We start from the raw sequence: 25,957 nt of genomic DNA, 5'->3' as shown, positions 1-25,957 counted from the left end.
GGGACAGCCATGCGGATCGGTACCTGGAACCTGGAGAACCTGTTCCGGCCGAGCGTGACCGACGCGGCGCCGACCACCGCCGGCGCCTACGAGGCCAAGCTCGCCGCGCTCGCGGCCACGATCACGGCGCTCGACCCCGACGCGCTCGCCGTCCAGGAGGTGGGCGACCCCGACGCGCTCCAGGACCTCCTCGACCTGCTCGACGGCTCCTGGACCGCCGAGGTCGCCGGTCCCGACGGGCGCGGGATCCGGGTCGGCTGCATCTCCCGGCTCCCGCTCAGCGTGGTCGCGCAGGTCACCTCGTTCCCGGCCGGCCTGCAACCGGTCCAGGTCGGCGACCACGGCGAGACGATGGACGCCATGGGCCGCCCCGCGCTGCACGTGCGGATCGGCGACGGCGCGGACGCCCTCGACCTGGTCTCGACCCACCTCAAGTCGAAGCTGCTGACCTATCCCGGCGGCCGGTTCGGTCCGCGGGACGAGGGCGAGCGCGCCCGGTACGCCGTCTACGCGCTCCACCGGCGCGCAGCGGAGGCGGCCGCCGTACGGGATGCGGTGACGCACCTCCTCGCCGACCCGGACGACGGCCCCCGACGCCGCCTGCTGGTGGCCGGCGACCTCAACGACGAGCCCGAGGCCGCGACCACCCAGATCCTCCTCGGGCCGGGCGGCTCCGAGATCGGCACCGCCGGCTTCGACCGGCCCGACGCCGGGGACGCGGCCCGGCTGTGGAACCTCGCGCCGCTCATCCCCGAGGACCAGCGCTTCAGCCGGATCTACCGCGGGCGCCACGAGCTCATCGACCACCTCCTGGTCAGCCACGCCCTGGTCGGCACCGTCCGATCGGTCACGACGGGCGGTCCGACGGCCGTCGCGGCCACCCCGTCGGTCGCCGACGATCCCGACCTGCGACGCAACGCGCCGGGCTCCGACCACCGACCCGTGGTCGCCACCCTCGCGTCCTTGTAGGACTCCCACAAGGACGCGGCGCCAAGTTCGTGGACGGTGCAGGCGCGGTCCTCCGCCCCCGGACGGCAGTCTGGATCCGTGCTCGTGATCGTGGCCCCCGGACAAGGCGCACAGACGCCAGGATTCCTCTCGCCCTGGCTGGAGGACGACGCCGTCGCGGCCTACGTCGACTGGCTGTCCGCCGTCGCCGGCCTCGACCTGGCGCACTACGGCACCGAGGCCGACGAGGAAACGATCCGCGACACCAAGATCGCCCAGCCGCTGCTGGTCGCCGCCGGCCTCGTCGCCGCGCGCCAGCTCGGCGCCACGCCGGGCGCGGTGACCGGCCACAGCGTCGGCGAGATCACCGCCGCCGTCGGCGCCGGCGTGCTCAGCGCCGAGCAGGCCATGGTCCTGGTCCGCGAGCGCGGCAACGCGATGGCCGACGCTGCCGCGGTCACCCCGACCGGGATGACCGCCGTCCTCGGCGGCGACCGCGACGAGGTGCTGGCGGCGATCGCCGCGCAGGGCCTGACCGCCGCCAACGACAACGGCCCCGGCCAGATCGTCGCCGCCGGCACGACCGAGCAGCTGGCCGCGTTCGCCGAGAACGGCCCGAAGGGCGGCCGCCTGCGCCCGCTCTCGGTCGCCGGCGCGTTCCACTCCCCCCACATGGCCCCGGCCGTCGACCACGTCGCGGGCCTGGCCCGTGCGGTCGCCGTCGCCGACGCCCACACGCCGTTCATCACCAACTCCGACGGCACCACGCTCACCGACGGCCGCGAGGTGCTGGACCGGATCGTCGGGCAGATCGCCCGCCCGGTCCGCTGGGACCTGTGCCTGGCGCGGATGACCGACCTCGGTGTGACCGGCATCCTGGAGCTGCCGCCGGCCGGCACCCTGACGGGGATCGCCAAGCGCTACTTCCGCGGCGGCGAGCAGGAGGTCGAGACCTTCGCGCTCACCGGGCCCGAGCAGCTCGACGAGGCCCGCGCGTTCTGCGAGCGGCACGCCCTCGAGTCCGAGGTCGTGCCGGCATGACGACCCTGCGGACCGAGACCGGACCGTCGTACGCCGCCATCCTGGGCGTCGGCGCGTACCGCCCCTCGCGCCTGGTGCCCAACTCCGAGGTCATCGACGCCATCGACTCCAGCGACGAGTGGATCCAGCAGCGCTCGGGCATCAAGACCCGCCGCTTCGCCACCGACGACGAGACCATCGTCTCGATGAGCGTCGCTGCCGCCCAGCAGGCCCTCGACGCCGCCGGCGTCGACGCGCGCCAGGTCGACTGTGTCGTCGTCGCGACCGTCAGCCACCTGCTGCAGACCCCGTCCGCCGCGACGATGATCGCCCACGAGCTCGGCACCGAGCAGGCCGCGGCCTTCGACATCTCGGCCGCGTGCGCCGGCTTCTGCCACGGCGTCGCGCTGGCCAACGACATGGTCCGCGGCGGCACCGCCGGCTACGCGCTGGTCATCGGCGTCGAGCGGCTCTCCGACATCACCGACCCGACCGACCGCGGCACGGCGTTCATCTTCGCCGACGGCGCGGGAGCGGTCCTCGTCGGGCCGTCCGAGACCCCCGGCATCGGTCCGGTCGTCTGGGGCTCCGACGGCGAGCACTACGACCACATCCGCACCGCCGACTGGCGCGACGTGCTCGCGTCCGACAACCCGACGATGCCGTGCCTGACCATGAAGGGCAACGAGGTCTTCCGCTGGGCGTCGTTCACGATGGCCAAGACGGCCCAGCAGGCGCTGGACCGCGCCGGGATCAGCGTCGACGAGCTCGACGTGTTCGTCCCCCACCAGGCCAACAACCGCATCACCGACGCCATGGCCCGCTCGCTGCGGCTGCCCGAGTCGGTCAGGATCGCCCGCGACATCATCGACGCCGGCAACACCTCGGCCGCCTCGGTCCCGATGGCCCTGCGCCGGATGATCGACGACGGCGACGCGAAGAGCGGCGACACCGCCCTCCTCATCGCCTTCGGCGCCGGCCTGGCGTACGCCGCCCAGGTCGTCGTCGTCCCCTGACGGGTCGCCCCGCGCCCCGCCCACGGATTGCACCACCCCGCACCACCCACCAACCACGGGAGAACAAGAAAATGAGCACCGAAGAGATCCGCGCCGCCCTCGCCGAGATCGTCAACGAGGTCGCCGGTATCCCGGCCGACAGCGTTCAGCTGGACAAGTCGTTCAGCGACGACCTGGACGTCGACTCGCTCTCCATGGTCGAGGTCGTCGTCGAGGCCGAGGAGAAGTTCGGCGTCACCATCCCCGACGACGAGGTCAAGAACCTCAAGACCGTCGGCGACGCCGTCGCCTACATCGAGCGCAACCGCGCCGCCTGATCCCCACCTGACTCACCAAGGAGACCGACAGCCATGTCCCGCACTCGTGTCGTCGTGACCGGCCTGGGCACCACCAGCCCGCTCGGCGGCGATGTCGCCAGCACCTGGGAGGGCCTGCTCGCCGGTCGCTCGGGGGTTCGTCCCCTCGGCGACATGGCTGACGGTCTCCCCGTGAAGATCGGCGCCCCGGCCGCCGTCGACCCGTCCGAGGTCCTCGACCGCGTCGTCGCCCGTCGGCTCGACCGCTCCTCGCAGCTCGCCCTCGTGGCGGCGCTCGAGGCGTGGGCCGACTCGGGCCTCGACGTCGTCAAGGAGGCCGGCGACCTCGACGGCGACCGGTTCGGGGTCGCCTTCGCCTCGGGCATCGGCGGCGTGCACACGCTGCTGTCCAACCACGAGGTCCTGCTCGAGAAGGGTCCGCGCCGGGTCTCCCCGATCGCGGTCCCGATGCTGATGGCCAACGCCCCGGCCGCGACCATCAGCCTCAAGCTGGGCGCCCGCGGCCCGGTCAACACGCCGGTCTCGGCGTGCGCGTCGGGCAACGAGGCGGTGTCCCTGGCCGCCGACCAGATCCGGCTCGGCCGGGTCGACGTCGCGATCGCCGGCGGCACCGAGGCGGCCATCCACCCGCTGCCCATCGCCGCGTTCGCCAACATGATGGCCCTGTCGAAGAACGACGGCGACCCGACCAAGGTGTCGCGTCCCTTCGACGTGGCCCGCGACGGCTTCGTGCTCGGCGAGGGCGCCGGCGCCCTCGTCCTCGAGTCGCTCGAGCACGCCCAGGCCCGCGGCGCCCGGATCTACGCCGAGGTCCTCGGCACCGGCATCACCGCCGACGCGCACGACATCGCCCAGCCGGACCCGGCCGGCCGCGGTGGCGCCCGCGCCATCAAGGCCGCCGTCCAGGACGCCGGCGTCGCCCCCACCGACATCGCCCACGTCAACGCGCACGCGACCTCGACCCCGCAGGGTGACGTCGCCGAGTCGCTGATGCTGCACGCCATCCTCGGCTCGGCCGCCAACGACCTCGTCGTCTCGGCGACGAAGTCGATGACCGGTCACCTGCTCGGTGGCGCCGGCGCGCTCGAGGCGGTTGCGACCGTGCTCGCGATCCACCACCGGACCGCGCCGCCGACCATCAACCTCGACGAGCAGGACGAGCGCGTCGAGCTCGACGTCGCGACCAAGCCCCGCGACCTGCCGATCGGCGACATCGCGGCGATCAACAACTCGTTCGGCTTCGGCGGCGCCAACGTCGCCGTGGTCTTCGGCTCGCCGTCCTGACCCGACGGGTGGCGGTTCCGGCCGCCCCTGCGTCGCGGCGTTCCCCCCGTTCCAGGGCCGCTGGAACACCTCCCGTCCAGCGGCCCTGACCACCGAGTGCTCCCACAACGACGAACGCCCCGGCTCGAGTGATCGAGCCGGGGCGTTCGTCGTAGGTCGTGGAGCCGGTCGGCGGGGTCAGACCACCTGGTGCAGCCAGCGGACGGGGGCGCCCTCACCGGCGTGCCGGAAGGTCTCGAGCTCGTCGTCCCAGGGCTTGCCGAGGAGCTTGTCGATCTCGTTCTCGAGGGTGACCTCGCCGAGCGCGGCACGGACCACGGAGGCCTTGAGCCGGTCCTCGGGGATCATGATGTCGCCGTGCAGGCCCATCACGGCGTGGAAGACACCGAGGTCGGGCGTGTAGGAGAACCGGGCGCCCTCGGTCGACGAGGTCGGCTCCTCGGTCACCTCGAAGCGCAGGTGGTTCCAGCCGCGCAGCGCGGAGGCCATCTCGGCGGCGGCACCGACCTTGCCGGTCCAGGAGAACTCGGCCCGGTAGGTCCCCGACTGCGCCGGCTGCGGCGTCCAGTCCGGGTTGACGGGTACGCCGAGGACGCCGCCCACGGCCCACTCGATGTGCGGGCACAGCGCGGACGGCGCGGAGTGGACGTAGAACACGCCCCTGGTCGCACTCATGCTTCCGGTCACCACGAACCCTCGCTTCCTCTACCTCCGGCGCGAGATACGCCTTCCCCAGCGGTCTCAACGGAGATGTCGGATGCGAACGCGTGCGGACACCGTTTGCGGAGTGACACCTGTGATGTTGTGTTCCCATTGTGGCCCATGGGACGGCGCGACACCAGCGCAACCGCCGCGTGTCTGGGTCACACCCTGCCGCAATCAGCCCCCGAGCGCGAGCAGCTCGTCCATCACCTTCACGGCGATGCCGAGGCCGCCGAGGTGGCTCTCGCCGTCGATGATCGTCATCGTGGCGTCCGGGAGGCGCTCGACGCAGTGCTGGCCGTGCCGGAACGGGACGATGTGGTCGTCGTCGCCGTGCCACCAACGAACCGGCACCTTGACGTCCGCGAGCCGGAATCCCCAGTCCCGCGTGAACAGCAGCAGGTCGGCCAGCGGGGCCGAGGTCTGGAACCGGCTGCCGTTGAGCAGGTCGTCGAGGAACATCGCCTTGAACTCCGGGCGCCCGAGCAGGTTCTTGTCCCCCGGGGGCTGCACCGCGGCGTACAGGTCGAGGGCCGGGCCGGCGAGCGGCTTGACCGTCCGGATCGCGCCGGTGAGCGCGATCCCGAGCGGCACCCGGGTCGCGGCCAGCAGCGGCGCGGCATGCACGGCCAGCTGGATGATGCCGCCCTCCGCCGCGTCCTCACCCCGGGTGGGCGCCACACCGCCGAGCACGCCGACGCCGGGCACCCGGTCGGGCAGGGCAGCGCCGGCGGCCAGGGCGTACGGACCACCGCCGGAGAGGCCGATCACCCGGGCACTGTCGATCGCCAGGGCGTCGAGCAGCAGGGCCAGGTCGCCGGTCCAGTCCAGGACGTTGTCGTAGAGGTGCGGCGTCGACGACCCGATCCCCGGACGGTCGACCCCGATGATCCGGGCACCCACCTCCTCGGCGTACGCCCGCGCGTCGACGGGGATCTGGCGGCGCGCGCCCGGAGTGCCGTGCATCCACACGATGGCCGGTCCCCGGCGCGAGCCGTACTCGGCGAAGCTGAGCCGCCGTCCGTCGCGGACGGCGACGTTGCCCTCCAGCGTGGGGCGCTTCGGCTGCTCGGGGATCCGGGGAGCGGGGAACGTCATGCGCAGGAGTGTGGCAGGTGCGCCGCGAGCGGGTTCGGGTGTCCTACGCTTCGGCCATGACCGACGGAGGAACCGCTCCCAGCACCACGCCGGCACCAGGGCGCCGACGCGCGGAGCGCCCCACCCGGGCGAAGGACCGCGAGCTCGACACCTCCCGGGTCCCCCACCCCAGCTTCCAGTCCCGAGGCTGGCGGATCGCCGCTCTCGTGCTCGCCCTGGTCCTCGCCCTGACCTGGTTGGTCTGGTACGCGATGACCCCCGAGAAGCTCGCCGTCTCGAAGAGGGTCGTCAACGCCAACGGCGTCGTCGGAGCACCGTTGTACGTCGGCATGTTCGCCGCTCCCGCCGACTTCGGGCGGACCCTGCGCATCTCCGGGGTCCGGGTGCACACCACCAGCGACGTGAAGCTGAAGGTCACCCCGATGCTCTGCCGCCGCGGCACGGTCGGCGTCACCACCCAGCCCGACCAGTTCTGCGCCGACCTCGTCGACCCCGAGGGCCAGCGCCTCGTCGGCGGCGACTCGATCGTCCTGCGCGTCGAGGCCGACGAGGCCGCCCTGGCCGTGATCGACAGGGTGCGGATCGCCTACCGCGAGGACATCCGGTGGGACACCCAGCCGGCCGGCAACCAGCAGGCGATCGTCACCATCGCCGACCGCCCCTGATCAGCTCCGGTCGATCTTCTTCTCGAGCGACTCGGCCCGCTCCGCAGCGTCGGTGAGCTCGTCGGCGTCGATCGCGTTGGTCTTGTGGAACCAGGTCAGCGCGTCGTTGAGACGACCGGCCTCCTCCAGGGTGTCGGCGTACGCGTAGCGCAGCCGGACCACCCAGGGCTCCCTCGTCTTGGTGTTGAGCGGGGAGACCTCGAGCGTGCGCAGCGCGGCGTCGAGCTGCCCGAGGTCGCGGCGCGCGCCGGCCTCCACGAGCGTCATCTCGGCCTTGGCGGCCGGCACGAACTTCACCACCGACGGGCTCTTGGCGAGCTCGAGGGCACGGGTCGGGTTGCCGAGTGCGCGGTGGCAGTCGGCCATGATCGGCAGGTACGCCGTCACACCGTTCATCCGCTTCGCCGCCCGCAGCTCGGAGAGCGCCTCGGCGTAGTGACCGGCCGCGTAGGCAGCCTCACCGACGGCCTCGCGCACGGCGGCGATCCGCGGTGCACGCGCCTTCGCGGCCAGCGTGTGCTGGTAGGCCGTCTCCGGCTCGTCGTCGACCAGCTGACCGGCCGCCGCGAGGTGGCGGGCCACGCGCGCCGCCAGCTTCTCCGGCAGGCCCTTGAGCTGCGCCCGCACCGAGGCGCTGAGCTCGGAGCCGGTCACGTCCTCGGGCAGCGGCGGACCGTCGTAGATCGCCTGCTTCTCGGTGCGCTCGGCCGGCTCCATGCGCGGCCGGCGCTCCCCCGTGGGCTTGCCGCCGCGCCCCGCGGGCTTGCGGTCGTCCGACCAGCGCCGGTCACCGCTGGGCTTCCGGTCGCCACTGGGCTTCCGGTCACCGGTCGGCTTGCGGTCGCCGGTCGGCTTGCGATCTCCGCTGGGCTTGCGGTCGTAGGGCTTGCGGTCCTCACCGTTGCGGGAGCTCGCACCCTTGCGGGGAGCTCCACCCTGTCGAGGGCCACCCTTGCGGGGGGCACCCGCGCCGTCACGACGGCCACGCTGGTCTGCCACGTCAGTCTCCTGGGACTTCTCGAGATCGCTATTGAGGAATTTAGGTCCAAAACAGAGCAGGGGCCACCCTCCCGGGTGGCCCCTGCCTGAATGTTTGTCCGGCGGCGTCCTACTCTCCCACATCCTCTCGGTTGCAGTACCATCGGCGCTGGCAGGCTTAACTTCCGGGTTCGGGATGGGACCGGGTGTTTCCCTGCCGCTATGGCCGCCGTAACTCTATGAACCCCGTGCATGGTTTCCGGGGTTGGTCTTCTTCATGTGGACGCGCGCACCAACACAGTGCTGTATACGTGGTTTGTTGAGTGTGTTGGGGGTTTGTTGTGGCAAGTCTTCGGCCTATTAGTACCGGTCGGCTGGGCATTACTGCTGTACACCTCCGGCCTATCAACCCAGTGTTCTGCTGGGGGCCTTAACCCACAAGGGGTGGGAAACCTCATCTTGAAACGTGCTTCCCGCTTAGATGCGTTCAGCGGTTATCACTTCCGAACGTAGCCAACCAGCCATGCACCTGGCGGTACAACTGGCACACCAGAGGTTCGTCCATCCCGGTCCTCTCGTACTAGGGACAGCCTTTCTCAAGTTTCCTACGCGCGCGGCGGATAGGGACCGAACTGTCTCACGACGTTCTAAACCCAGCTCGCGTGCCGCTTTAATGGGCGAACAGCCCAACCCTTGGGACCTACTCCAGCCCCAGGATGCGACGAGCCGACATCGAGGTGCCAAACCATCCCGTCGATATGGACTCTTGGGGAAGATCAGCCTGTTATCCCCGGGGTACCTTTTATCCGTTGAGCGACCACGCTTCCACTCGCAGTGGCCGGATCACTAGTTCCGACTTTCGTCCCTGCTCGACATGTCTGTCTCACAGTCAAGCTCCCTTGTGCACTTACACTCAACACCTGATTGCCAACCAGGCTGAGGGAACCTTTGAGCGCCTCCGTTACATTTTGGGAGGCAACCGCCCCAGTTAAACTACCCATCAGGCACTGTCCCTGAACCAGATCATGGCCCTAGGTTAGACATCTAGTACGACCAGAGTGGTATTTCAACGATGACTCCACCCCCACTGGCGTGAAGGTTTCACAGTCTCCCACCTATCCTACACAAGCCGAACCAAACACCAATGCCAAACTATAGTAAAGGTCCCGGGGTCTTTCCGTCCTGCCGCGCGTAACGAGCATCTTTACTCGTAGTGCAATTTCGCCGAGTCCATGGTTGAGACAGTAGGAAAGTCGTTACTCCATTCGTGCAGGTCGGAACTTACCCGACAAGGAATTTCGCTACCTTAGGATGGTTATAGTTACCACCGCCGTTTACTGGGGCTTAAATTCTGAGCTTCGACTTGCGTCTAACCCGTCCTCTTAACCTTCCAGCACCGGGCAGGAGTCAGTCCGTATACATCGTCTTACAACTTCGCACGGACCTGTGTTTTTAGTAAACAGTCGCTTTCCCCTGGTCTCTGCGGCCTCCTGTGCTTCCCCCAGCAAGTGGGTTCACACATCGGGCCCCCCTTATCCCTAAGTTACGGGGGCATTTTGCCGAGTTCCTTAACCATGGTTGTCTCGATCGCCTCGGTATTCTCTACCTGATCACCTGAGTCGGTTTCGGGTACGGGCGGCTCATGGCTCGCTAGAGGTTTTTCTCGACAGCATAGGATCACCCACTTCCCCCCTACGGGGTCGGCATCACATCTCAGGGCCACCGATCCAACGGCTGCGTGGCGGATTTGCCTACCACACCCCCTACATGCTTACCCGCCGTCTACCATCGCGGCGGTTGGGCTACCTTCCTGTGTCACCCCATCGCTTGACTACTACCGGATCGGATCCCACGCTCCACACCACGCCCTTTGTCCGAAGACATCGGTACGAGATGCTTTGGGTGGTTAGCATCACCGGGCTCGTCATGGGCGCCATTTCGCCGGTACGGGAATATCAACCCGTTGTCCATCGACTACGCCTGTCGGCCTCGCCTTAGGTCCCGACTTACCCAGGGCAGATTAGCTTGACCCTGGAACCCTTGATCAATCGGCGCACGGGTTTCTCACCCGTGATTCGCTACTCATGCCTGCATTCTCACTCGTGTCACATCCACACCTGGATCACTCCGGCGCTTCACCCGTGACACGACGCTCCCCTACCCAACCGTACCCCTGGACCACCATCAAGTAGTGGCCTGGGTTGAATACGATTGCCATGGCTTCGGCGGATGGCTTGAGCCCCGCTACATTGTCGGCGCGGAATCACTTGACCAGTGAGCTATTACGCACTCTTTCAAGGGTGGCTGCTTCCAAGCCAACCTCCTGGTTGTCACTGCGACTCCACATCCTTTTCCACTTAGCCACCTCTTAGGGGCCTTAGCCGATGGTCTGGGCTGTTTCCCTCTCGACTATGAAGCTTATCCCCCACAGTCTCACTGCCACGCTCTCACTTACCGGCATTCGGAGTTTGGCTAACGTCAGTAACCTGGTAGGGCCCATCGGCTATCCAGTGCTCTACCTCCGGCAAGAAACACGCAACGCTGCACCTAAATGCATTTCGGGGAGAACCAGCTATCACGGAGTTTGATTGGCCTTTCACCCCTATCCACAGGTCATCCCCTCCATTTTCAACTGAAGTGGGTTCGGTCCTCCACGCCGTCTTACCGGCGCTTCAACCTGCCCATGGATAGATCACTCCGCTTCGGGTCTAGAACACGCGACTCAAACGCCCTATTCGGACTCGCTTTCGCTACGGCTACCCCACACGGGTTAACCTCGCCACGTATCGCTAACTCGCAGGCTCATTCTTCAAAAGGCACGCTGTCACCCTCACAGGCTCCAACGGATTGTAGGCACATGGTTTCAGGTACTATTTCACTCCCCGCCAGGGGTACTTTTCACCTTTCCCTCACGGTACTGGTCCGCTATCGGTCATCGAGGAGTATTTAGGCTTAACGGGTGGTCCCGCCAGATTCACACACCATTTCAGGGGTGGCGTGTTACTTGGGAAATGCTGAACACAGCCAGACACTGTCGTCTACGGGGCTATCACCCGCTACGGCACCGCTTTCCAACGGACTTCGACCTCACGTCTGGTTTCTTACTGCGCGCCATCCCGGCAGAGACAGCAACAACACTCCCACAACCCCCACACCGCAACGCCTGCCGGCTATCACACGACATGGGTTTAGCCTCATCCGATTTCGCTCGCCACTACTCTCGGAATCACTTTTGTTTTCTCTTCCTACGGGTACTGAGATGTTTCACTTCCCCGTGTTCCCTCCACACACCCTATTTCATTCAGATGCGGGTAACTGGACATGACTCCAGCTGGGTTTCCCCATTCGGACATCCCCGGATCAACGCTCGGTTGCCAACTCCCCAGGGCATATCGCAGGCTCCAACGTCCTTCATCGGCTCTCGATGCCAAGGCATCCACCATGTGCCCTTAACAACTTGCCCACAACAAACCACCAACACACACAACAACCCCACCCCCACCACCACCCCCACAAGGGCACAGCAGCGACGAGCCGAGCAATCATGAACTGTCAGCAGCCCTCATGGAACAAACCAATTAAGAGAACACACAAAACAATCACGAAACAAACACTAATATTAATGCTCGCGTCCACTATGAAGAAATCAAACAACCAGAAGCCAACCAGCCCCACACCCGGACCAACCCGAGCAGGCGTCTGATGCCTCAGACACCCAACAGCGTGCCACACCTACCGAACAAGACACCCCACAAAGGAATGACCGTCCCACGATTGTTGCGTTCCACTATCCGAACACCCCTGAAGACCGACAACGCACCCGGCTGTCGATGAGGGTGTGCTCCTTAGAAAGGAGGTGATCCAGCCGCACCTTCCGGTACGGCTACCTTGTTACGACTTCGTCCCAATCGCCAGCCCCACCTTCGACGGCTCCTTCCACAAGGGTTAGGCCACCGGCTTCGGGTGTTGCCGACTTTCGTGACGTGACGGGCGGTGTGTACAAGGCCCGGGAACGTATTCACCGCAGCGTTGCTGATCTGCGATTACTAGCGACTCCGACTTCATGGGGTCGAGTTGCAGACCCCAATCCGAACTGAGACCGGCTTTTTGGGATTCGCTCCCCCTCACGGGATCGCAGCCCTTTGTACCGGCCATTGTAGCATGCGTGAAGCCCTGGACATAAGGGGCATGATGACTTGACGTCATCCCCACCTTCCTCCGAGTTGACCCCGGCAGTCTCCCATGAGTCCCCGGCATAACCCGCTGGCAACATGGAACGAGGGTTGCGCTCGTTGCGGGACTTAACCCAACATCTCACGACACGAGCTGACGACAGCCATGCACCACCTGTACACCAGTATCAAAGAGACCCCCATCTCTGGGGGCTTCCGGTGTATGTCAAACCCAGGTAAGGTTCTTCGCGTTGCATCGAATTAATCCGCATGCTCCGCCGCTTGTGCGGGCCCCCGTCAATTCCTTTGAGTTTTAGCCTTGCGGCCGTACTCCCCAGGCGGGGCGCTTAATGCGTTAGCTACGGCACGGAACCCATGGAATAGGCCCCACACCTAGCGCCCAACGTTTACGGTGTGGACTACCAGGGTATCTAATCCTGTTCGCTCCCCACACTTTCGCTCCTCAGCGTCAGGTAATGCCCAGAGAACCGCCTTCGCCACCGGTGTTCCTCCTGATATCTGCGCATTTCACCGCTACACCAGGAATTCCATTCTCCCCTGCATACCTCTAGTCTGCCCGTATCGGAAGCAAGCACCGAGTTAAGCCCGGTGTTTTCACTCCCGACGCGACAAACCGCCTACGAGCCCTTTACGCCCAATAATTCCGGACAACGCTCGGACCCTACGTATTACCGCGGCTGCTGGCACGTAGTTGGCCGGTCCTTCTTCTGTACCTACCGTCACTTGCGCTTCGTCGGTACTGAAAGAGGTTTACAACCCGAAGGCCGTCATCCCTCACGCGGCGTTGCTGGATCAGGCTTCCGCCCATTGTCCAATATTCCCCACTGCTGCCTCCCGTAGGAGTCTGGGCCGTGTCTCAGTCCCAGTGTGACCGGTCACCCTCTCAGGCCGGCTACCCGTCAAAGCCTTGGTGAGCCATTACCTCACCAACAAGCTGATAGGCCGCGAGCACATCCTGCGCCGAAAAAACTTTCCACCACCAACCCATGCGGACAGTGGTTATATCCGGTATTAATCACCGTTTCCGGTGGCTATCCCAGAGCACAGGGCAGATTACTCACGTGTTACTCACCCGTTCGCCGCTCGAGTACCCCCGAAAGGGCCTTTCCGCTCGACTTGCATGTGTTAAGCACGCCGCCAGCGTTCGTCCTGAGCCAGGATCAAACTCTCCATAAGAAAATCCAAACCCAGCATTCAGACCTGCTGACAAACTCGTCATCAGAATCATCATTGCCGAAAACACACACACGATCAAAAGACCGCATGCACACAAACGTCACAACAATCTATGCATGACACACTGTTGAGTTCTCAAACATCACACGCACCAAAGATCACCACACGAACAAACCCCGCGCAGATCAACTTCGAGCAGATGCAGCCCCGAAACCTAGAACCAGACCCCAGCCTGTGCCAAATCCGTGTGGACCTGCTTTTCTGACCGACGCCCCGAACCAAAGATCCAAGACCAAGCGATCCCGGGTAACCGGAAGCCCTCCGACCGACAGCCGTCTTGCTCCCCGCCGCACCCGGCGACGAAGAGAACATTACGCACACCACCGCGACAGCACAAATCGAGACGACGTGCGCTCGACGGGCGGGGGTCCCGGGGACCCGGTTCAGCGCACGCGCACGCCGGCGAACCGCTTCTTGCCGCGGCGCAGGACCAGCCAGGACGAGGCGATCAGGTCACCGAGTGCCGGCACGTGCTCGGGGTCGTCCACCCGGACGTTGTTGAGGTACGCGCCGCCCTCGGCGATGGTGCGCCGGGCCTCGCCCTTGGACTTGGCGAGCCCGGTGAGCGTCATCAGCTCGACGACGTCAGGGATCCCGGCGCTGCCGTCGACGTCGACGGTGCCGGCCTCGCCGAGCGCGGCCTCGAGCGTCGTACCGGAGAGCAGGGTGACGTCACCTCCGCCGAAGAGTGCCTCGGCCGCTGCCTTGGCGTTGGCGGTCTCCGCCTCGCCGTGGACCAGCGTGGTGACCTCGTCGGCCAGCACCTTCTGCGCCTCGCGCAGGAACGGCTTCTCCGCGTGGCGTGCCTCCAGCTCCTCGATCTGCTCGCGGGGCAGGAACGTGAACACGCGCAGCAGCTCGCCGACCTTCTCGTCCTCGACGTTGAGCCAGAACTGGTGGAAGGCGTACGGCGGCATCATCTCCGCGTCGAGCCAGAGCGCACCGCCCTCGGTCTTGCCGTACTTGGTGCCGTCGGCCTTGGTGATGAGCGGCGTCGCGAACGCGTGGGCGGTGGCGCCCTCGGCGCGGCGGATCAGCTCGACACCGCCGGTGAGGTTGCCCCACTGGTCGGAGCCGCCGAACTGCAAGGTGACGCCGCGCTCGCGGAACAGGGTCAGGAAGTCCATCGACTGCAGCAGGACGTAGGAGAACTCCGTGTAGCTGATGCCGGACTCGAGGCGACGCTTCACGGTCTCACGGGCGAGCATCCGGTTGACCGGGAAGTGCTTGCCGATGTCGCGCAGGAAGTCGATGACCGACAGGCCCTCGGTCCAGTCGTGGTTGTTGACCATGGTCGCGGCGTTGTCGCCGTCGAAGGAGAGGAACGGCTCGATCTGGCCGCGGACCCGGGCGGTCCACTCCTGGACGGTGTCGAGCGAGTTGAGCGTGCGCTCCCCCGAGTCCCTCGGGTCGCCGATCATGCCGGTGGCGCCGCCGACGAGGGCGAACGGCGTGTGGCCGGCGCGCTGCAGGCGCATCGCGGTGACGATCTGGACCAGGTTGCCCATGTGGAGGCTCGGCGCGGTCGGGTCGAAGCCCACATAGAACCGGACGCTCCCCTCGCTCAGCGCTGTGCGCAGCGCCTCGCGGTCGGTGGACTCGGCCAGCAGGCCGCGCCACTCGAGGTCGTCCAGAAGCGTGGTGTCGACGGACACGTCGGTCCTCTCTCTAGTCAGGTGGGGGAAGGTCCCCGCACCTAGGGTGCCCCATGGGCTGCCGGGCCGCCCACTGGGTTCGCCTCGGTGGACGCGGGTACGTTGCGAGGGCGATGACCAACCAACGAGTGGCGGGGCGCTACACCCTCCAGGAGCAGATCGGCCACGGAGCGCACGGCGCCGTGTGGGCGGCGTACGACGAGGTCCTCGGCCGGACCGTGGCGCTCAAGCGGCTCGGCACCACGGCCGGGCTCGACGACGGCGAGGAGCGGGCCGAGCGCGAGGCGCGACTCGCCGCGCAGCTGGGACACCCGAACGTGGTGGCCGTCTACGACCTCGTCACCGACGACGGCGGCACCTGGCTGGTGATGGAGCGGGTCGAGGGCCAGCCGCTCTCGGCCATGGTCCGCGAGGCGCCCCTCTCCCCCGACGACGCCGCCCGGCTGCTGGCGCCGGTGGCGGACGCGCTGACCCAGGCGCACGCGCTCGGCATCGTGCACCGCGACGTGAAGCCGTCCAACATCCTGGCCGGGCCGGACGGCGCGAAGCTGACCGACTTCGGCATCGCACGTGGCTCGGGCGACGCGACCCTGACCCGCACGGGGCTGGTGACCGGCTCGCCGGCCTACCTCGCGCCCGAGGTGGCGCTGGGCGGGCAGGCGACGGCGGCCAGCGACGTGTGGTCGCTGGGCGCGACGATCGTGCACCTGCTGACCGGGCGGCCGCCCTACCACCGCGACGACCTCGACAACGGCCCGCTGGCCGTGGTCTACCGGATCGCGCACGAGGACCCGCCGGCCGTGACCGGCGCCGGCTGGCTGGCGCCGCTGCTGCCCCGGACGATGGCGAAGGACCCGCAGGCCCGGCCCACGATGGCCGAGGTGCGCGACCAGCTGGCCCGGACGGCCAGCACGGCCGACCACACCATGACGCTGGCGGCGGTGCCCGCCGCCCGGCGCTCGACCGGCGTGGTCGTGGCGGCCGTGGCTGCGGCCGTGGTGCTGCTGCTCGTCGTGGCCTTCCTGGTGCTGCGCCCCGGCGGCGACGACACGCCGGCTGCACGCGAGCCCGGGAGCTCGCCGACGACTCCGACGGAGACGTCGAGCGCCGCGAGCACGCCGACGGCGGCCGAGCTCGAGCAGTTCGCCCGGACCTACGTCGCCACGGCGAGCAGCGACCCGGACCGCGGGTTCACGATGCTGACGCCGTCGTACCAGGCGCGGAGCACCGGCTACAGCGGCTTCTGGGGCAGCGTGAAGAAGCCGGAGATCCTCGAGATCTCGGCGGACCCGGCGCAGATGACGGTGACCTACCGCTACTCCTACGTGCTCAAGGGTGGTGGACGACGGACCGAGCGGGTCACCCTCTTCCTGGTCGACCAGGGCGGAAACCTGCTGATCGACAACGCCGTGTCTGGGTAGCCTGCGAGCCGTGAGCGGGTACGGCGTGCTGTCACCGGATGACGCGGCCCGGCTGCTGCTGCCGGTCGCCGAGTCCGTCGCCTCCGTGCACGCCGCCTCCGGCCGGCACGGCGCCATCTCGCCCGCGGCGATCGAGGTCGACGACAGCGGCCGGGCGCTCCTCGTCGACCGCACCCGGGTCGCGCCCGACCCGGCGTTCTCCGCTCCCGGCGCACCCGACGACGTCTGGTCCCTGGCTGCCGTGCTCCTGCACGCCACGACCGGCGAACCACCGGCCGCGCACGGGGAGCCGCCCGTCGTACCGCGCTCGAGCGGGTGGCTGGCACCCCTCATCGAGCTCGGGCTCCGGGCCGACCCGCGCGAGCGTCCGTCGTCGGAGGACCTGGCTGCCTACCTGCGGGCCCGGGTCGCGCCGGAGGGTGAACGCCGGCGGGTCCCGGTCGCCGGACTCGCCCTGGCCGGCGCCGCGGTGATCGCGCTGCTCGGGATCGTCGGCGCGGCGCTGCTGTTCACCGGTGGGGACGAGTCCCCCGGTCCGCGCGCCGAGACGGCGGACCCGACGCGTCCCCGGGACAGCGAACCGACGTCCGCGGTGCCGTCGAGCGAGCCGACACCGCCGACTGCTGCGGAGCTGGAGAACTTCGCACGCGACTACGTCGCCACCGCCAGCGGCGACCCCGCGGTCGGGTTCACCTGGCTGACCGAGGCCTACCAGCAGCGCAGCCCGAGGTACCGGGAGGTGTGGGCGTCGATCCGCAACCCCCGGATCCTGTCGGTGAGCGGAGACCCGGCGGCGATGACGGTCCGGTACACGTACCGGTACCGGCTCGTCGGCGGTGGCTCGCGGACCGAGGACATCACGCTGTTCCTCGTGCAGGACGGCCACCGGCTGCTCATCGCCGACGCGACGGCGCGCTAGACCGGCCCCAGCGGGTACTGCTCGCGGCATGGGCAGCATCCGGGTCGGCACGTCGGGGTGGTCGTACGCATCGTGGCGCGGCGACTTCTACCCGAAGGGGCTGGTGCAGCGCCGCGAGCTCGCCTACCTGGCCGAGCGGCTGAGCACGGTCGAGGTGAACGGGTCGTTCTACGCGCTGCAGCGGCCCTCGACGTACCACCGGTGGCGCGACGAGACGCCCGACGACTTCGTGCTCGCAGTGAAGGGCAGCAGGTTCATCACCCACCTGAAGCGGCTGCGCGACGTGGAGGACGGGCTGGCCCGGTTCTTCGGCTCGGGAGTGCTCGACCTCGGTCCGAAGCTGGGGCCGGTGCTCTGGCAGCTGCCCGCGTCGATGTCGTACGACGCCGCACTGATGGGCTCGTTCTACCGGTTGCTGCCCGAGGGCGTGCGGCACGTCGTCGAGCCGCGCCACCGCAGCTTCTGCGTCGACGAGGCGTTCGCGCAGATGCGCGAGCACGGGATCGGCTGCGTCGTGTCGGACTCCCCCGGTCGGTGGCCGATGGTCGAGGTGGTGACCAGCGACGTCGTGCACGTGCGGCTGCACGGGCACACCGAGCTCTACGCCAGCGGGTACGCGCCGCGGTCGCTGGACCGGTGGGCGGAGAAGTGCAGGCGCTGGGCCGGGCGCGCCGACGTCTTCGTCTACTTCGACAACGACGCCCGTGGACGTGCACCCCATGACGCCGTGGCGCTGCGAAAGCGGCTCGACGGGTGACATGCTCGGCGCATGGCCGAGAACCCGTCCCCGCTGCAGCCGCTCGACGAGACCTGGGAGCGGGCGCTGTGCGTCGTCGCCCACCCCGACGACATGGAGTTCGGCGCGGCAGCCGCGGTCGCGCGCTGGACCGGGCAGGGCAAGAGCGTCGCCTACTGCATGGTGACCAGTGGCGAGGCCGGCATCGACGGGCTGGACCCCGACGCCTGCCGGGAGGTGCGCGAGGCCGAGCAGGTCGCCTCCGCGCGGGTCGTGGGCGTCGACGTCGTCGACTTCCTGCACCAGCCCGACGGCGTGCTGGAGTACGGCGTCGCGCTGCGCGCGGTGATCGCCGCCGCTGTCCGGCGGCACCGCCCTGACGTCGTGATCACCGGCAACTTCCGCGACACGTGGGGCGGGCGAAACCTCAACCAGGCCGACCACATCGCGGTGGGCCGCGCGGTCGTGGACGCCGTACGGGACGCGGGGAACCGGTGGGTGTTCGCCGACCAGCTCGGCGGTGCCGACGGTCTGGAGCCGTGGGGCGGCGTGCGCGAGGTCTGGGCGTTCGGCTCGCCCGACTCGACCCACGCCGTCGACACGACCGCCACGTTCGACGCCGGCGTCGAGTCGCTCGAGGCGCACGCGGCCTACATCGACGGCCTGGGCTGGGAGAACTGGGACCCGCGCGAGTTCCTCGAGGGGATGGCCCGGGCCACCGGCTCGCGGCTGGGCGTCACCTTCGCAGCGCCGTTCGAGGTGTTCCCGATGGGCTGGGGCGAATGACGCGGAGTAGGCCGGGTGGGGCTCGAACCCACGACCCAAGGATTATGAGTCCTCTGCTCTGACCGACTGAGCTACCGGCCCGCGCAGATCACCCTAGTGCGGCGCGCCCGCCCACCGGCGGCGGGTCGAGCAGCGACGCCAGGCGGACGGCGGGCGCGGAGCCGAACTCGACGCGTTCCCCGGGCGTCATCGTGGCCACGCACCGGCGCCACGACTCGACGCGGGCCAGGCGGCCGAGCTGGAGCGCGGCGGGCAGGGCGGCGCGCAGGTCGGCCGGGCTGGCGAGGTCGGACCAGACCTCGAGGGCGGCGTCGGCGATCCGCCACAGGACGGGGTCGTCGGTGGGGAGCCCGAGGGACTCGCGGGCCATGGCGAGGGGGACGTAGAGGCCGGCGAGCGGGTCGCCGACGACGGCGTCGCCGAAGTCGAGGAAGCGCAGCCCGCCGTCAGGGGCGAGCACGACGTTCTCGGCGTGCAGGTCGTTGTGCAGCAGGGTGAGCGGGAGCTCGAGGTCCTCGACCCGGTCGGACCAGCGCTCGACCGTCGGCAGCAGCGCCTCGAGCAGCACGGCGACCTCGGGTGCCAGCCGGCGCGGGTCGTCGGGGCCGAGCGCGGTGAGGCGGCCGACCGCGTCGGCGACGTACGTCGTGGCGTCGGCCGGGGCGAGGACGGTCAGGTGGAGGTCCTCGATCCTGCCGACCAGGCGGCGCTGCAGGTCTGCCGCGCCGGCGGCGATCCGGGCCCAGATCGCGGGATCGCCCGCTCCCCCGCGCTGGTGCACGGTCGGGCCGAGGTCGGCGGTGAGCAGCAGGTCGCGGTCGGCGTCGGCGGCGAGCACCGGGACGACGTGGTCGGGGGCGACCTGCGCGAGTCGCGCGACCAGCCGGGCCTCGTGGGCCTGGCCGGGACAGTTCTGCTTGGCGTACGACGTCCGGCCACCCGCCGCGACCCGCCACAGCGCCGACCACGGCCGCAGCGCGACCACCTCGACCCGCTCGGGGGTCCCGACCGCGGCGGTCAGGAACGCGCACAGCTCGGCGCGGAACTGCTCCGTCGCCCACAGCGCGCTGGTCCAGGTGCTCGTGCTCACCCCTGCAGCGTCGCCCCGCGGGGGCCGGTGGCGCCACCGGTTTCCCTGACGACGCGCTCACCGGCGGATCGTGATGCCTCCTCCGGGAGGTCCCATCCTCACGCCATCACCGCCGAAGCCACTGAGGCCACCGCCCTGCTGGCTCGAGTCGCCGGTCGGAAGTGCGGCATCGAGATCGGCGAGCACGACCCGGTCCCCCACGTCGACGCCGTCGGTGATCTCGACCTCGGTGGCACCAGCGACACCGGTGGTGACCGGGGTACGCCGGGCGGTGCCGGTGTCGTCGAGCACGGTGACGGTGCCGTTGCTGATCGCCGACGCGGGCACCACGACGACGTCGTCGGCCGAACCGACCTCGATGGCGACGCTGGCCGGCAGGCCGTCGGGCAGAGCGAGGTCGCGGTCGTCGAGGACGACCTGCACGGCGTACGTCGGGTCCGAGATCGTGCCCGCGTCCGGGTCGCTGGTCGCGGTGTGCTCGATCCGTCCGATCGTCCCGGCCAGGGCGTCGGTGGCGCCGGCCGGCGTGACCTGCACCGCCGCGCCGGTCTCCAGCTCGGCTGCCTGGTCGGCGGTCACCTCGAGCGCGACCGTGGTCAGGCCGGGCGCGACCAGGGTGGCCACGGGGTCGCCGGCCGAGACCTCGTCGTCGGCACCGATGCCCAGGGACACCACCGTGCCGTCGGCGGGTGCGCGCACGACGGCGCCACGGAGGTCGGCGCGCGCCGAGGCGAGCGAGGCGATCGCCTTGTCGATCGTGGACTGGTCCTGGGCCAGGGTGGCCGCGGTGACGGTCCGGGTGGAGGCGCTCGGGGCGGTCGACGTGGCGCTCGGCGTGGCCGGCGTCGGGCTCGGCGTCGGCGTGGCCTGCGGCGTGGCCGCTGCCGTGCACAGCGCGGCGGTGAGGGTCGTGCCGAGGGCCTCGAGTGCGGTCTGCAGCGTGGCCTGTGCGGCCGAGGCCGCCGACTGGGCGCCCTGCACGGCGGCCAGGGCGCTGGTGCAGGCGTCGCTGATCACGGCGCTGGTGGCGACGGACCCGGTGGCGGCAGGGGTGGGCTCGGTCGCGTCGTCGCTGGGCTCGGGCTCGACCTCCGCCGGGTCGGCGCAGGCCTTCTGCTGCTCGGCGAGACGGTCCGCGGCGGTGGCCAGGGCGGTGGTCGCGGCGGACTGGGCGGCGACCACGGCGTCCTGCTGGGTGCGCAGCTGGGCCAGCAGCTCGGCGTTCGCGCCGGTGCTCGCGGGGTTCTCCTCCGGCTTGCCGCCCTGGCCCTTCGCGTCGTCGCTGCTCGTCGTGGCCGGGCTGGTCGCGGTGTCGACGGCGCTCGACTGGGCGTCGCGGTCGGACGCCAGCTGCGCCCTCGCCTCGGCCAGGTCCGACCGCGCCCGGTCGACCGCGGCGCGCAGCGAGGCCCGGTCGAGGACCGCGATCACCGCACCCCGGTGCACCTCGTCCCCCTGACCCACCGGCACCCGTGCGACGGTGCCGTCGGTTCCGAAGGCCAGCTCGGACGTGCCGCTCGGCGAGATCGTGCCGGAGAGCGTCAGCTCCTCGGAGACGTCACCCCGGGTCGCGGCGACGGTGCCGTAGTGGACGCTGTCGTCGGACGCGGCGCCGTAAGCCGCCACGCCCGTCCCGGCGAGAGCCAGGACCGCGAGAGGGACGGCGACGCGCCGCGACCGGATCACAGGCCGCACTGGTCGTCGACCTTGTCGCTGACCTGCACCGAGGTGGCGGTGACGGCCCCGGTGTCGTCGGCGTCGCCCTGCACCCGGACGCACCGACCGACGGTGAGCGCACCGGCCGCGGCCGAGACCTGCTTGGTGTAGGTGGTGTCCGTCCCGACGGTGACCGTCACCGAGCCGTTCGGGCCGTCGACGACGAACCCGCCGTCGGTCACCGAGCTGACCCGGCCGACGGTGCCGAACCCGCCCCGCCCACCACCCGGTGGCCGGCTCGGCATCCCCGAGGGCCGCTCGGTCGGCATGTCGGCAGGACGCCGGCCGGTGCCGCCGCCCGGGCCGCCGAAGCCACCGGTGCAGCCTTCGTCGCCGGCCGGTGACACGGCCACCGACGCCGCCGTCACGGCAGCGGCGTCGCTGGCGTCGTCGGCGTCCGCACTGCGCACGACGACGCACACACCCGCCGCGACGTCCCCGCGCGTGGCCGCGGCCTGGCTGGTGATGGTGGTGTCGCCGGTGACGGTGACGGCCACCTGCCCGGTCATCTGGTTCCGGACCTGGAGCACGTCGCCATCGGCGGCCGCGATCTCGCCGAACGTGCCGGGCATGCCGGCGGTGCTCGGTGCGGTGTCGTCCGCCGTGCCCGCGCTCACGGCGGGTGTGGAGACGTCGTCGCCGCAGCCGGTGAGGAGCACGGCGAGGACGGCGCCCGCGGCGAGAGGACGGAGGAGGGAGAGGGACATGGGTGCTCCTGGTTCGTTCGGGGTGGTCATTCGCTGCGGAGGGCGTCGATGGGGGTGAGCCGGGCCGCCCTGCCGGCCGGGTACACCCCGAACCCGACGCCGAGCGCCAGGGAGGTGGCGAGGGCGGCGATCGTGGCGAGCGCGGAGACCGCGACGGCCTGGTCGATGAAGTGGGGCAGGACCTGCGCGCCGACGATGCCGATCACGACACCGACCAGGCCGCCGGTCAGGCCGAGGAGGGACGCCTCGACGAGGAACTGGCGGCGGATCACGTTCGGCGCCGCGCCGAGCGCCTTGCGCAGACCGATCTCGCGCACCCGTTCGGTGACGGAGACCAGCATGATGTTCATGACGCCGATGCCGCCGACCAGCAGGGAGATCGCGGCGACACCGCCGAGCAGCACCGTGAAGGTCCGGTTGGTCTCGTTGGCCGTCTCCACCAGGGAGTCCTGGGTCGAGATCGAGAAGTCCGCGTCGGCCGTGGTCACGTCGTGACGGTTGGCGAGCAGCGCCTGGACCTCCTGGTAGGCGGCCGAGAGCCGGGCCTCGCTCGCCGCCTCGACGTAGATCGTCGAGACGGTGTCCTTCGTGCTCCCGCTCAGCCGGCTGGCCGTGCCGACGGGCACGACCGCCTGGTCGTCCTCGCTGCTGCCCGACGAGGAGGCACCCGAGGACGTGAGGACGCCGACCACGGTGACCCGGGTGCCGTTGACCGTGACCTGCTGGCCGACCGGGCTCTGCCGACCGAAGAGCTCGGATGCGGTGTCGGGTCCGATCACGGCGACCGCCGCGCCACGGGCCGCCTCGTCGGCGGTGAAGAACCTGCCCGCGGACAGCTCGCGGCTGCGGACGGCGAGCCAGTCGGTCGTCGTACCGACGAGCGAGGTCGTCCAGTTGGTGTCGCCGTTGACCAGCGACACCGAGCTGGTGGTGGCCGGGGCGACCCCCACGGCATCCGGTACGACGCCGCGGTCGGCGATGGCCCTCGCGTCGGCGTAGGTCAGGGTCGAGGCCGAGCCGAACCCACCGCGGACACCCGAGCTGTCGGTGGTGCTGCCCGGGGACACGATGAGCAGGTTGGAGCCGAGCGCGTCGATCTGGTCCTCGACCTCCTTCTGCGCGCCCTGGCCCAGTCCGACGGTGAGGATCACCGACGAGATGCCGATGACGATGCCGAGCACGGTCAGCGACGAGCGCAGCCGGTGCGCCCTGATCGCGGCCAGCCCGGAACGGACGGTCTCCCACCAGCTCATGCCGTCGCTCCCACTCGCGTCGGCCGGTCGACGGTGATCTGGCCGTCGTCGATGACGAGGTTGCGGCCCGCGCGGGCCGCGACGTCGGGCTCGTGGGTGATCAGCACGATCGTGCGGCCGGTGGCGTGCAGCTCGTCGAAGAGACCGAGCACGTCGCTCGTGGAGCGCGAGTCGAGGTTGCCGGTCGGCTCGTCGGCGAGCAGGAGGGCGGGCTCGGTCACCAGGGCACGGGCGACCGCCACCCGCTGCTGCTGGCCGCCGGAGAGCTCGCCGGGTCGGTGGTCGACCCGGTCGCCGAGACCGACCTTCTCGAGCGCGGCGATCGCACGCTCGCGGCGCTCGGGGCGCGGCAGGCCGGCATACACCAGCGGGAGCTCGACGTTGCGCCACGCGGTCATCGACGGCAGCAGGTGGAACTGCTGGAAGACGAACCCGATCCGGCGGTTGCGGATCGCGGCCAGGGCCGCCTCGTCGAGGCTCGAGGTGTCCTCGCCGGCGAGGACGTAGCGGCCCTCGGTGGGCAGGTCCAGGCAGCCGAGCAGGTTCATCAGCGTCGACTTGCCGGATCCGGACGGACCGATCACGGCGACGTACTCGCCCCCGTCGATGCGGATGTCGATCCCCCGCAGCGCCTCGAACTCGACGCTGCCGGAGCGGTAGGTCTTGCGCACGCCGGTCAGCTCGATGATGGCGCTCACTGCGGTGCCCCGCCCGGGAAGCCGCCCTGGGGCGGGGTGAAGCCCTCGGGGAAGCCGCCGCCCTGCTCGATCTGGCGGCGCAGGTCCTGCATCTGCTCGTTGCCGCCGGAGCCACCGGGGCCGGAGAAGCCGGGCACCTGGACGACGTCGCCCTCGACCAGGCCGCTGAGGACCTCCGTGGTCATGCCCGACACCTCACCGGTGGTGACCTCGACCCGCTCGGTCGCGCCGGTGGCTCTGTCGGTGACCTTCTCGACGTACGTCGTGTCGCCGTCGGTCCGCAGCGCGCGGCTGTCGACGGTGAGCACGTCGGCGCGCTGGCTGACGACGATGGCGATGTCGGCCGAGGTGCCGGTGTACAGGTCGTCGCGTTCGCCCGTGACCGCGATCGTCACCGGGAAGACCGCGGCGCCGGAGGAGTCGGCCTCGGCGACCAGGCCGACCTCGGAGACGGTGCCGTAGACGGTGTCGTCGATCCCGCTGACGGTGATCTCGGTCTGCAGACCCTTCTTCACCTCCTGCACGTCGCTGCTGGCGACGCTCGCCTCGACGACGTACGTGCCCGTGGAGACGACGGTGATGGTCCCGTCCCCGCTGTCGCCGGAGCTCGACGGGCTCCCCGAGGAGCCGACCGGGTCGCCGACCTCGACGCCGACCGCGGTGACCGTGCCGGCCGTCGTCGAGCGGAGCACGGCGTCTGCCACCGCCTCCTCCGCCTGGGCCAGGCTCGACTCGGCGGCGAGGACCGCCGCCTTGTCGGCACTCGTCTGCTCCGCGGACGCGCCGTCGGAGAGGTGCTCGGAGCGCGCGGTCTGCGCGGCGTCGAGGGCACTCTCGGCGGCGTCGAGCTCGGCCTGGAGCACGTCGTCGTCGAGCGCGGCGAGTCTCTGGCCCTTCTTGACCCTGTCGCCCGGTTCGACGTACACCGCCGAGACGGTGCCGCTGACGTCGAAGGACAGGTCCGCAGTCGTCGCGGCCTCCACCGTGCCGCTGGCCGTCACGGTCTGCTTGAGGGTCTGGGTCGCGACGGTGGCCGTGGTCGTCGCGGCAGCCGCCGGCTCACCGTCACGGAGCAGCAGCCAGCCGCCGGCAGCGCCGGCGACCAGGACGAGAGCGACCAGGGAGAGCACGAGGCGGCGTCTGCGCCGCGGCGGACGCACCCGTCGGATGAGTGAGGCGATCACGGGGGCGACGATGTCGTCGTCGGCTGTGGCCCTGGTCTGGCCGCCCTATGGGGATCCTGTGAGAGCGCGCTGCCCGCTCCGGTGGTTGAGGCGTGAGGAGTACCGGTGTTGAGCCTCGGCACCGGGTCCGTCCCGGCCGCTCGCCCGTGAGTCTCGGTTGCATAGGTGGCACCGTCGTGAAAGGCGCAGCGACGAGAGAGCTGCGTAGGGGTCGGGTTCCGCGGTCGGGCTACGGTTCCCCCGGGGTCGAGGAAGTCGCGCGGCCGGCGGTCACGAGAAGCGCGGCTCACCCTCAAAACCCGCTAGAAACAAGGCGAAACTCGCCGCACGACACT

The 25,957-nt window shown here is 69.6% G+C and carries 20 protein-coding genes, 1 tRNA gene and 3 rRNA genes; 10 read left to right on the top strand and 14 right to left on the bottom strand.

All coding sequences use genetic code 11. From position 1 onward, the window contains the following. Positions 1-9: 9 nt before the first annotated feature. From BJ958_RS02945 to BJ958_RS02925, 5 genes are all read left to right on the top strand, one after another. A complete protein-coding gene (locus BJ958_RS02945) occupies positions 10-969 on the top strand; it encodes an endonuclease/exonuclease/phosphatase family protein (RefSeq protein WP_179725395.1) in 960 nt (319 codons plus the stop codon). 78 nt (positions 970-1,047) lie between these two features. Continuing rightward, a complete protein-coding gene (locus BJ958_RS02940) occupies positions 1,048-1,989 on the top strand; it encodes an acyltransferase domain-containing protein (protein ID WP_179725393.1) in 942 nt (313 codons plus the stop codon). Then, positions 1,986-2,984: a beta-ketoacyl-ACP synthase III gene (locus BJ958_RS02935; RefSeq protein ID WP_179725391.1), complete on the top strand. Its 999-nt coding sequence runs from the start codon at positions 1,986-1,988 to the stop codon at positions 2,982-2,984. The genes BJ958_RS02940 and BJ958_RS02935 overlap by 4 nt, the downstream gene beginning before the upstream one ends. Before the next feature lie 71 nt (positions 2,985-3,055). After that, complete coding sequence (locus BJ958_RS02930) at positions 3,056-3,301, top strand: acyl carrier protein (RefSeq protein WP_141799363.1); 246 nt, start codon at positions 3,056-3,058, stop codon at positions 3,299-3,301. A 33-nt stretch (positions 3,302-3,334) separates the two neighbouring features. Next, positions 3,335-4,585 (top strand): beta-ketoacyl-[acyl-carrier-protein] synthase family protein, encoded by a 1,251-nt coding sequence (locus BJ958_RS02925; RefSeq protein ID WP_179725389.1) that lies wholly within the window; start codon positions 3,335-3,337, stop codon positions 4,583-4,585. A 177-nt stretch (positions 4,586-4,762) separates the two neighbouring features. Here the strand turns inward: BJ958_RS02925 and BJ958_RS02920 are convergent, their stop codons facing one another. Both BJ958_RS02920 and BJ958_RS02915 read right to left on the bottom strand, forming a co-directional pair. Further along, positions 4,763-5,260 carry a DUF3145 domain-containing protein gene (locus BJ958_RS02920; protein ID WP_141799365.1) on the bottom strand — a complete coding sequence of 166 codons (498 nt, stop codon included), beginning with the start codon at positions 5,258-5,260 and terminating at the stop codon, positions 4,763-4,765. 204 nt (positions 5,261-5,464) lie between these two features. Next, on the bottom strand, positions 5,465-6,385 hold the full coding sequence (locus BJ958_RS02915; RefSeq protein ID WP_179725387.1) for an alpha/beta fold hydrolase: 921 nt from the start codon (positions 6,383-6,385) through the stop codon (positions 5,465-5,467). 56 nt (positions 6,386-6,441) lie between these two features. On the opposite strand from BJ958_RS02915, the gene BJ958_RS02910 reads away from it, so the two are divergent. Continuing rightward, complete coding sequence (locus tag BJ958_RS02910) at positions 6,442-7,050, top strand: hypothetical protein (protein ID WP_179725385.1); 609 nt, start codon at positions 6,442-6,444, stop codon at positions 7,048-7,050. On the opposite strand, the gene BJ958_RS27565 is transcribed toward BJ958_RS02910, so the two are convergent. From BJ958_RS27565 to tyrS, 5 genes are all read right to left on the bottom strand, one after another. Then, on the bottom strand, positions 7,051-8,049 hold the full coding sequence (locus BJ958_RS27565) for a tetratricopeptide repeat protein (RefSeq protein WP_179725383.1): 999 nt from the start codon (positions 8,047-8,049) through the stop codon (positions 7,051-7,053). Positions 8,050-8,145: 96 nt separating this feature from the next. Further along, a 5S ribosomal RNA gene (rrf, locus tag BJ958_RS02900) occupies positions 8,146-8,262 on the bottom strand. 106 nt (positions 8,263-8,368) lie between these two features. Then, positions 8,369-11,491: ribosomal RNA gene (locus BJ958_RS02895) — 23S ribosomal RNA — on the bottom strand. A 386-nt stretch (positions 11,492-11,877) separates the two neighbouring features. After that, a 16S ribosomal RNA gene (locus BJ958_RS02890) occupies positions 11,878-13,397 on the bottom strand. Together the 16S, 23S and 5S rRNA genes form the textbook arrangement of a ribosomal RNA operon. 443 nt (positions 13,398-13,840) lie before the next feature. Next, entirely contained in the window at positions 13,841-15,112 is a 1,272-nt protein-coding gene (gene tyrS / locus BJ958_RS02885) for a tyrosine--tRNA ligase (RefSeq protein ID WP_179725381.1), read from the bottom strand. Between the two features lie 113 nt (positions 15,113-15,225). Here tyrS and BJ958_RS02880 point away from each other — a divergent pair, with 113 nt between their 5' ends. The 4 genes from BJ958_RS02880 to BJ958_RS02865 are packed head-to-tail and all read left to right on the top strand — an operon-like array spanning position 15,226 to position 18,974. After that, positions 15,226-16,533 carry a serine/threonine-protein kinase gene (locus BJ958_RS02880; RefSeq protein WP_179725379.1) on the top strand — a complete coding sequence of 436 codons (1,308 nt, stop codon included), beginning with the start codon at positions 15,226-15,228 and terminating at the stop codon, positions 16,531-16,533. A 10-nt stretch (positions 16,534-16,543) separates the two neighbouring features. Beyond that, positions 16,544-17,452 carry a protein kinase family protein gene (locus BJ958_RS02875; RefSeq protein WP_179725377.1) on the top strand — a complete coding sequence of 303 codons (909 nt, stop codon included), beginning with the start codon at positions 16,544-16,546 and terminating at the stop codon, positions 17,450-17,452. Positions 17,453-17,480: 28 nt separating this feature from the next. Beyond that, positions 17,481-18,209 carry a DUF72 domain-containing protein gene (locus tag BJ958_RS02870; protein ID WP_179725375.1) on the top strand — a complete coding sequence of 243 codons (729 nt, stop codon included), beginning with the start codon at positions 17,481-17,483 and terminating at the stop codon, positions 18,207-18,209. Between the two features lie 12 nt (positions 18,210-18,221). Then, positions 18,222-18,974 carry a PIG-L deacetylase family protein gene (locus BJ958_RS02865; RefSeq protein ID WP_179725373.1) on the top strand — a complete coding sequence of 251 codons (753 nt, stop codon included), beginning with the start codon at positions 18,222-18,224 and terminating at the stop codon, positions 18,972-18,974. 7 nt (positions 18,975-18,981) lie between these two features. Here the strand turns inward: BJ958_RS02865 and BJ958_RS02860 are convergent. From BJ958_RS02860 to BJ958_RS02830, 7 genes are all read right to left on the bottom strand, one after another. Then, positions 18,982-19,055 (bottom strand) — tRNA-Ile (locus BJ958_RS02860). A 7-nt stretch (positions 19,056-19,062) separates the two neighbouring features. Continuing rightward, positions 19,063-20,064 (bottom strand): phosphotransferase, encoded by a 1,002-nt coding sequence (locus BJ958_RS02855; protein WP_179725371.1) that lies wholly within the window; start codon positions 20,062-20,064, stop codon positions 19,063-19,065. 57 nt (positions 20,065-20,121) lie between these two features. Next, positions 20,122-21,690: a permuted SH3 domain-containing protein gene (locus BJ958_RS02850; protein ID WP_179725369.1), complete on the bottom strand. Its 1,569-nt coding sequence runs from the start codon at positions 21,688-21,690 to the stop codon at positions 20,122-20,124. A gap of 56 nt (positions 21,691-21,746) precedes the next feature. Continuing rightward, complete coding sequence (locus tag BJ958_RS02845; RefSeq protein ID WP_179725367.1) at positions 21,747-22,487, bottom strand: DUF5666 domain-containing protein; 741 nt, start codon at positions 22,485-22,487, stop codon at positions 21,747-21,749. A gap of 26 nt (positions 22,488-22,513) precedes the next feature. Beyond that, a complete protein-coding gene (locus tag BJ958_RS02840; protein ID WP_179725365.1) occupies positions 22,514-23,740 on the bottom strand; it encodes an ABC transporter permease in 1,227 nt (408 codons plus the stop codon). After that, on the bottom strand, positions 23,737-24,438 hold the full coding sequence (locus BJ958_RS02835) for an ABC transporter ATP-binding protein (RefSeq protein ID WP_343052540.1): 702 nt from the start codon (positions 24,436-24,438) through the stop codon (positions 23,737-23,739). The genes BJ958_RS02840 and BJ958_RS02835 overlap by 4 nt, the downstream gene beginning before the upstream one ends. Continuing rightward, complete coding sequence (locus BJ958_RS02830; protein ID WP_179725363.1) at positions 24,435-25,622, bottom strand: efflux RND transporter periplasmic adaptor subunit; 1,188 nt, start codon at positions 25,620-25,622, stop codon at positions 24,435-24,437. Before BJ958_RS02830 ends, BJ958_RS02835 begins: the two co-directional genes overlap by 4 nt. Positions 25,623-25,957 lie beyond the last annotated feature (335 nt).

Origin of the sequence: Nocardioides kongjuensis (genome assembly GCF_013409625.1) — a bacterium.
GTDB lineage: Bacteria > Actinomycetota > Actinomycetes > Propionibacteriales > Nocardioidaceae > Nocardioides > Nocardioides kongjuensis.
Note: the sequence above shows the minus strand (reverse complement) of the source record. Positions and strands in the feature narration are given on the sequence as shown.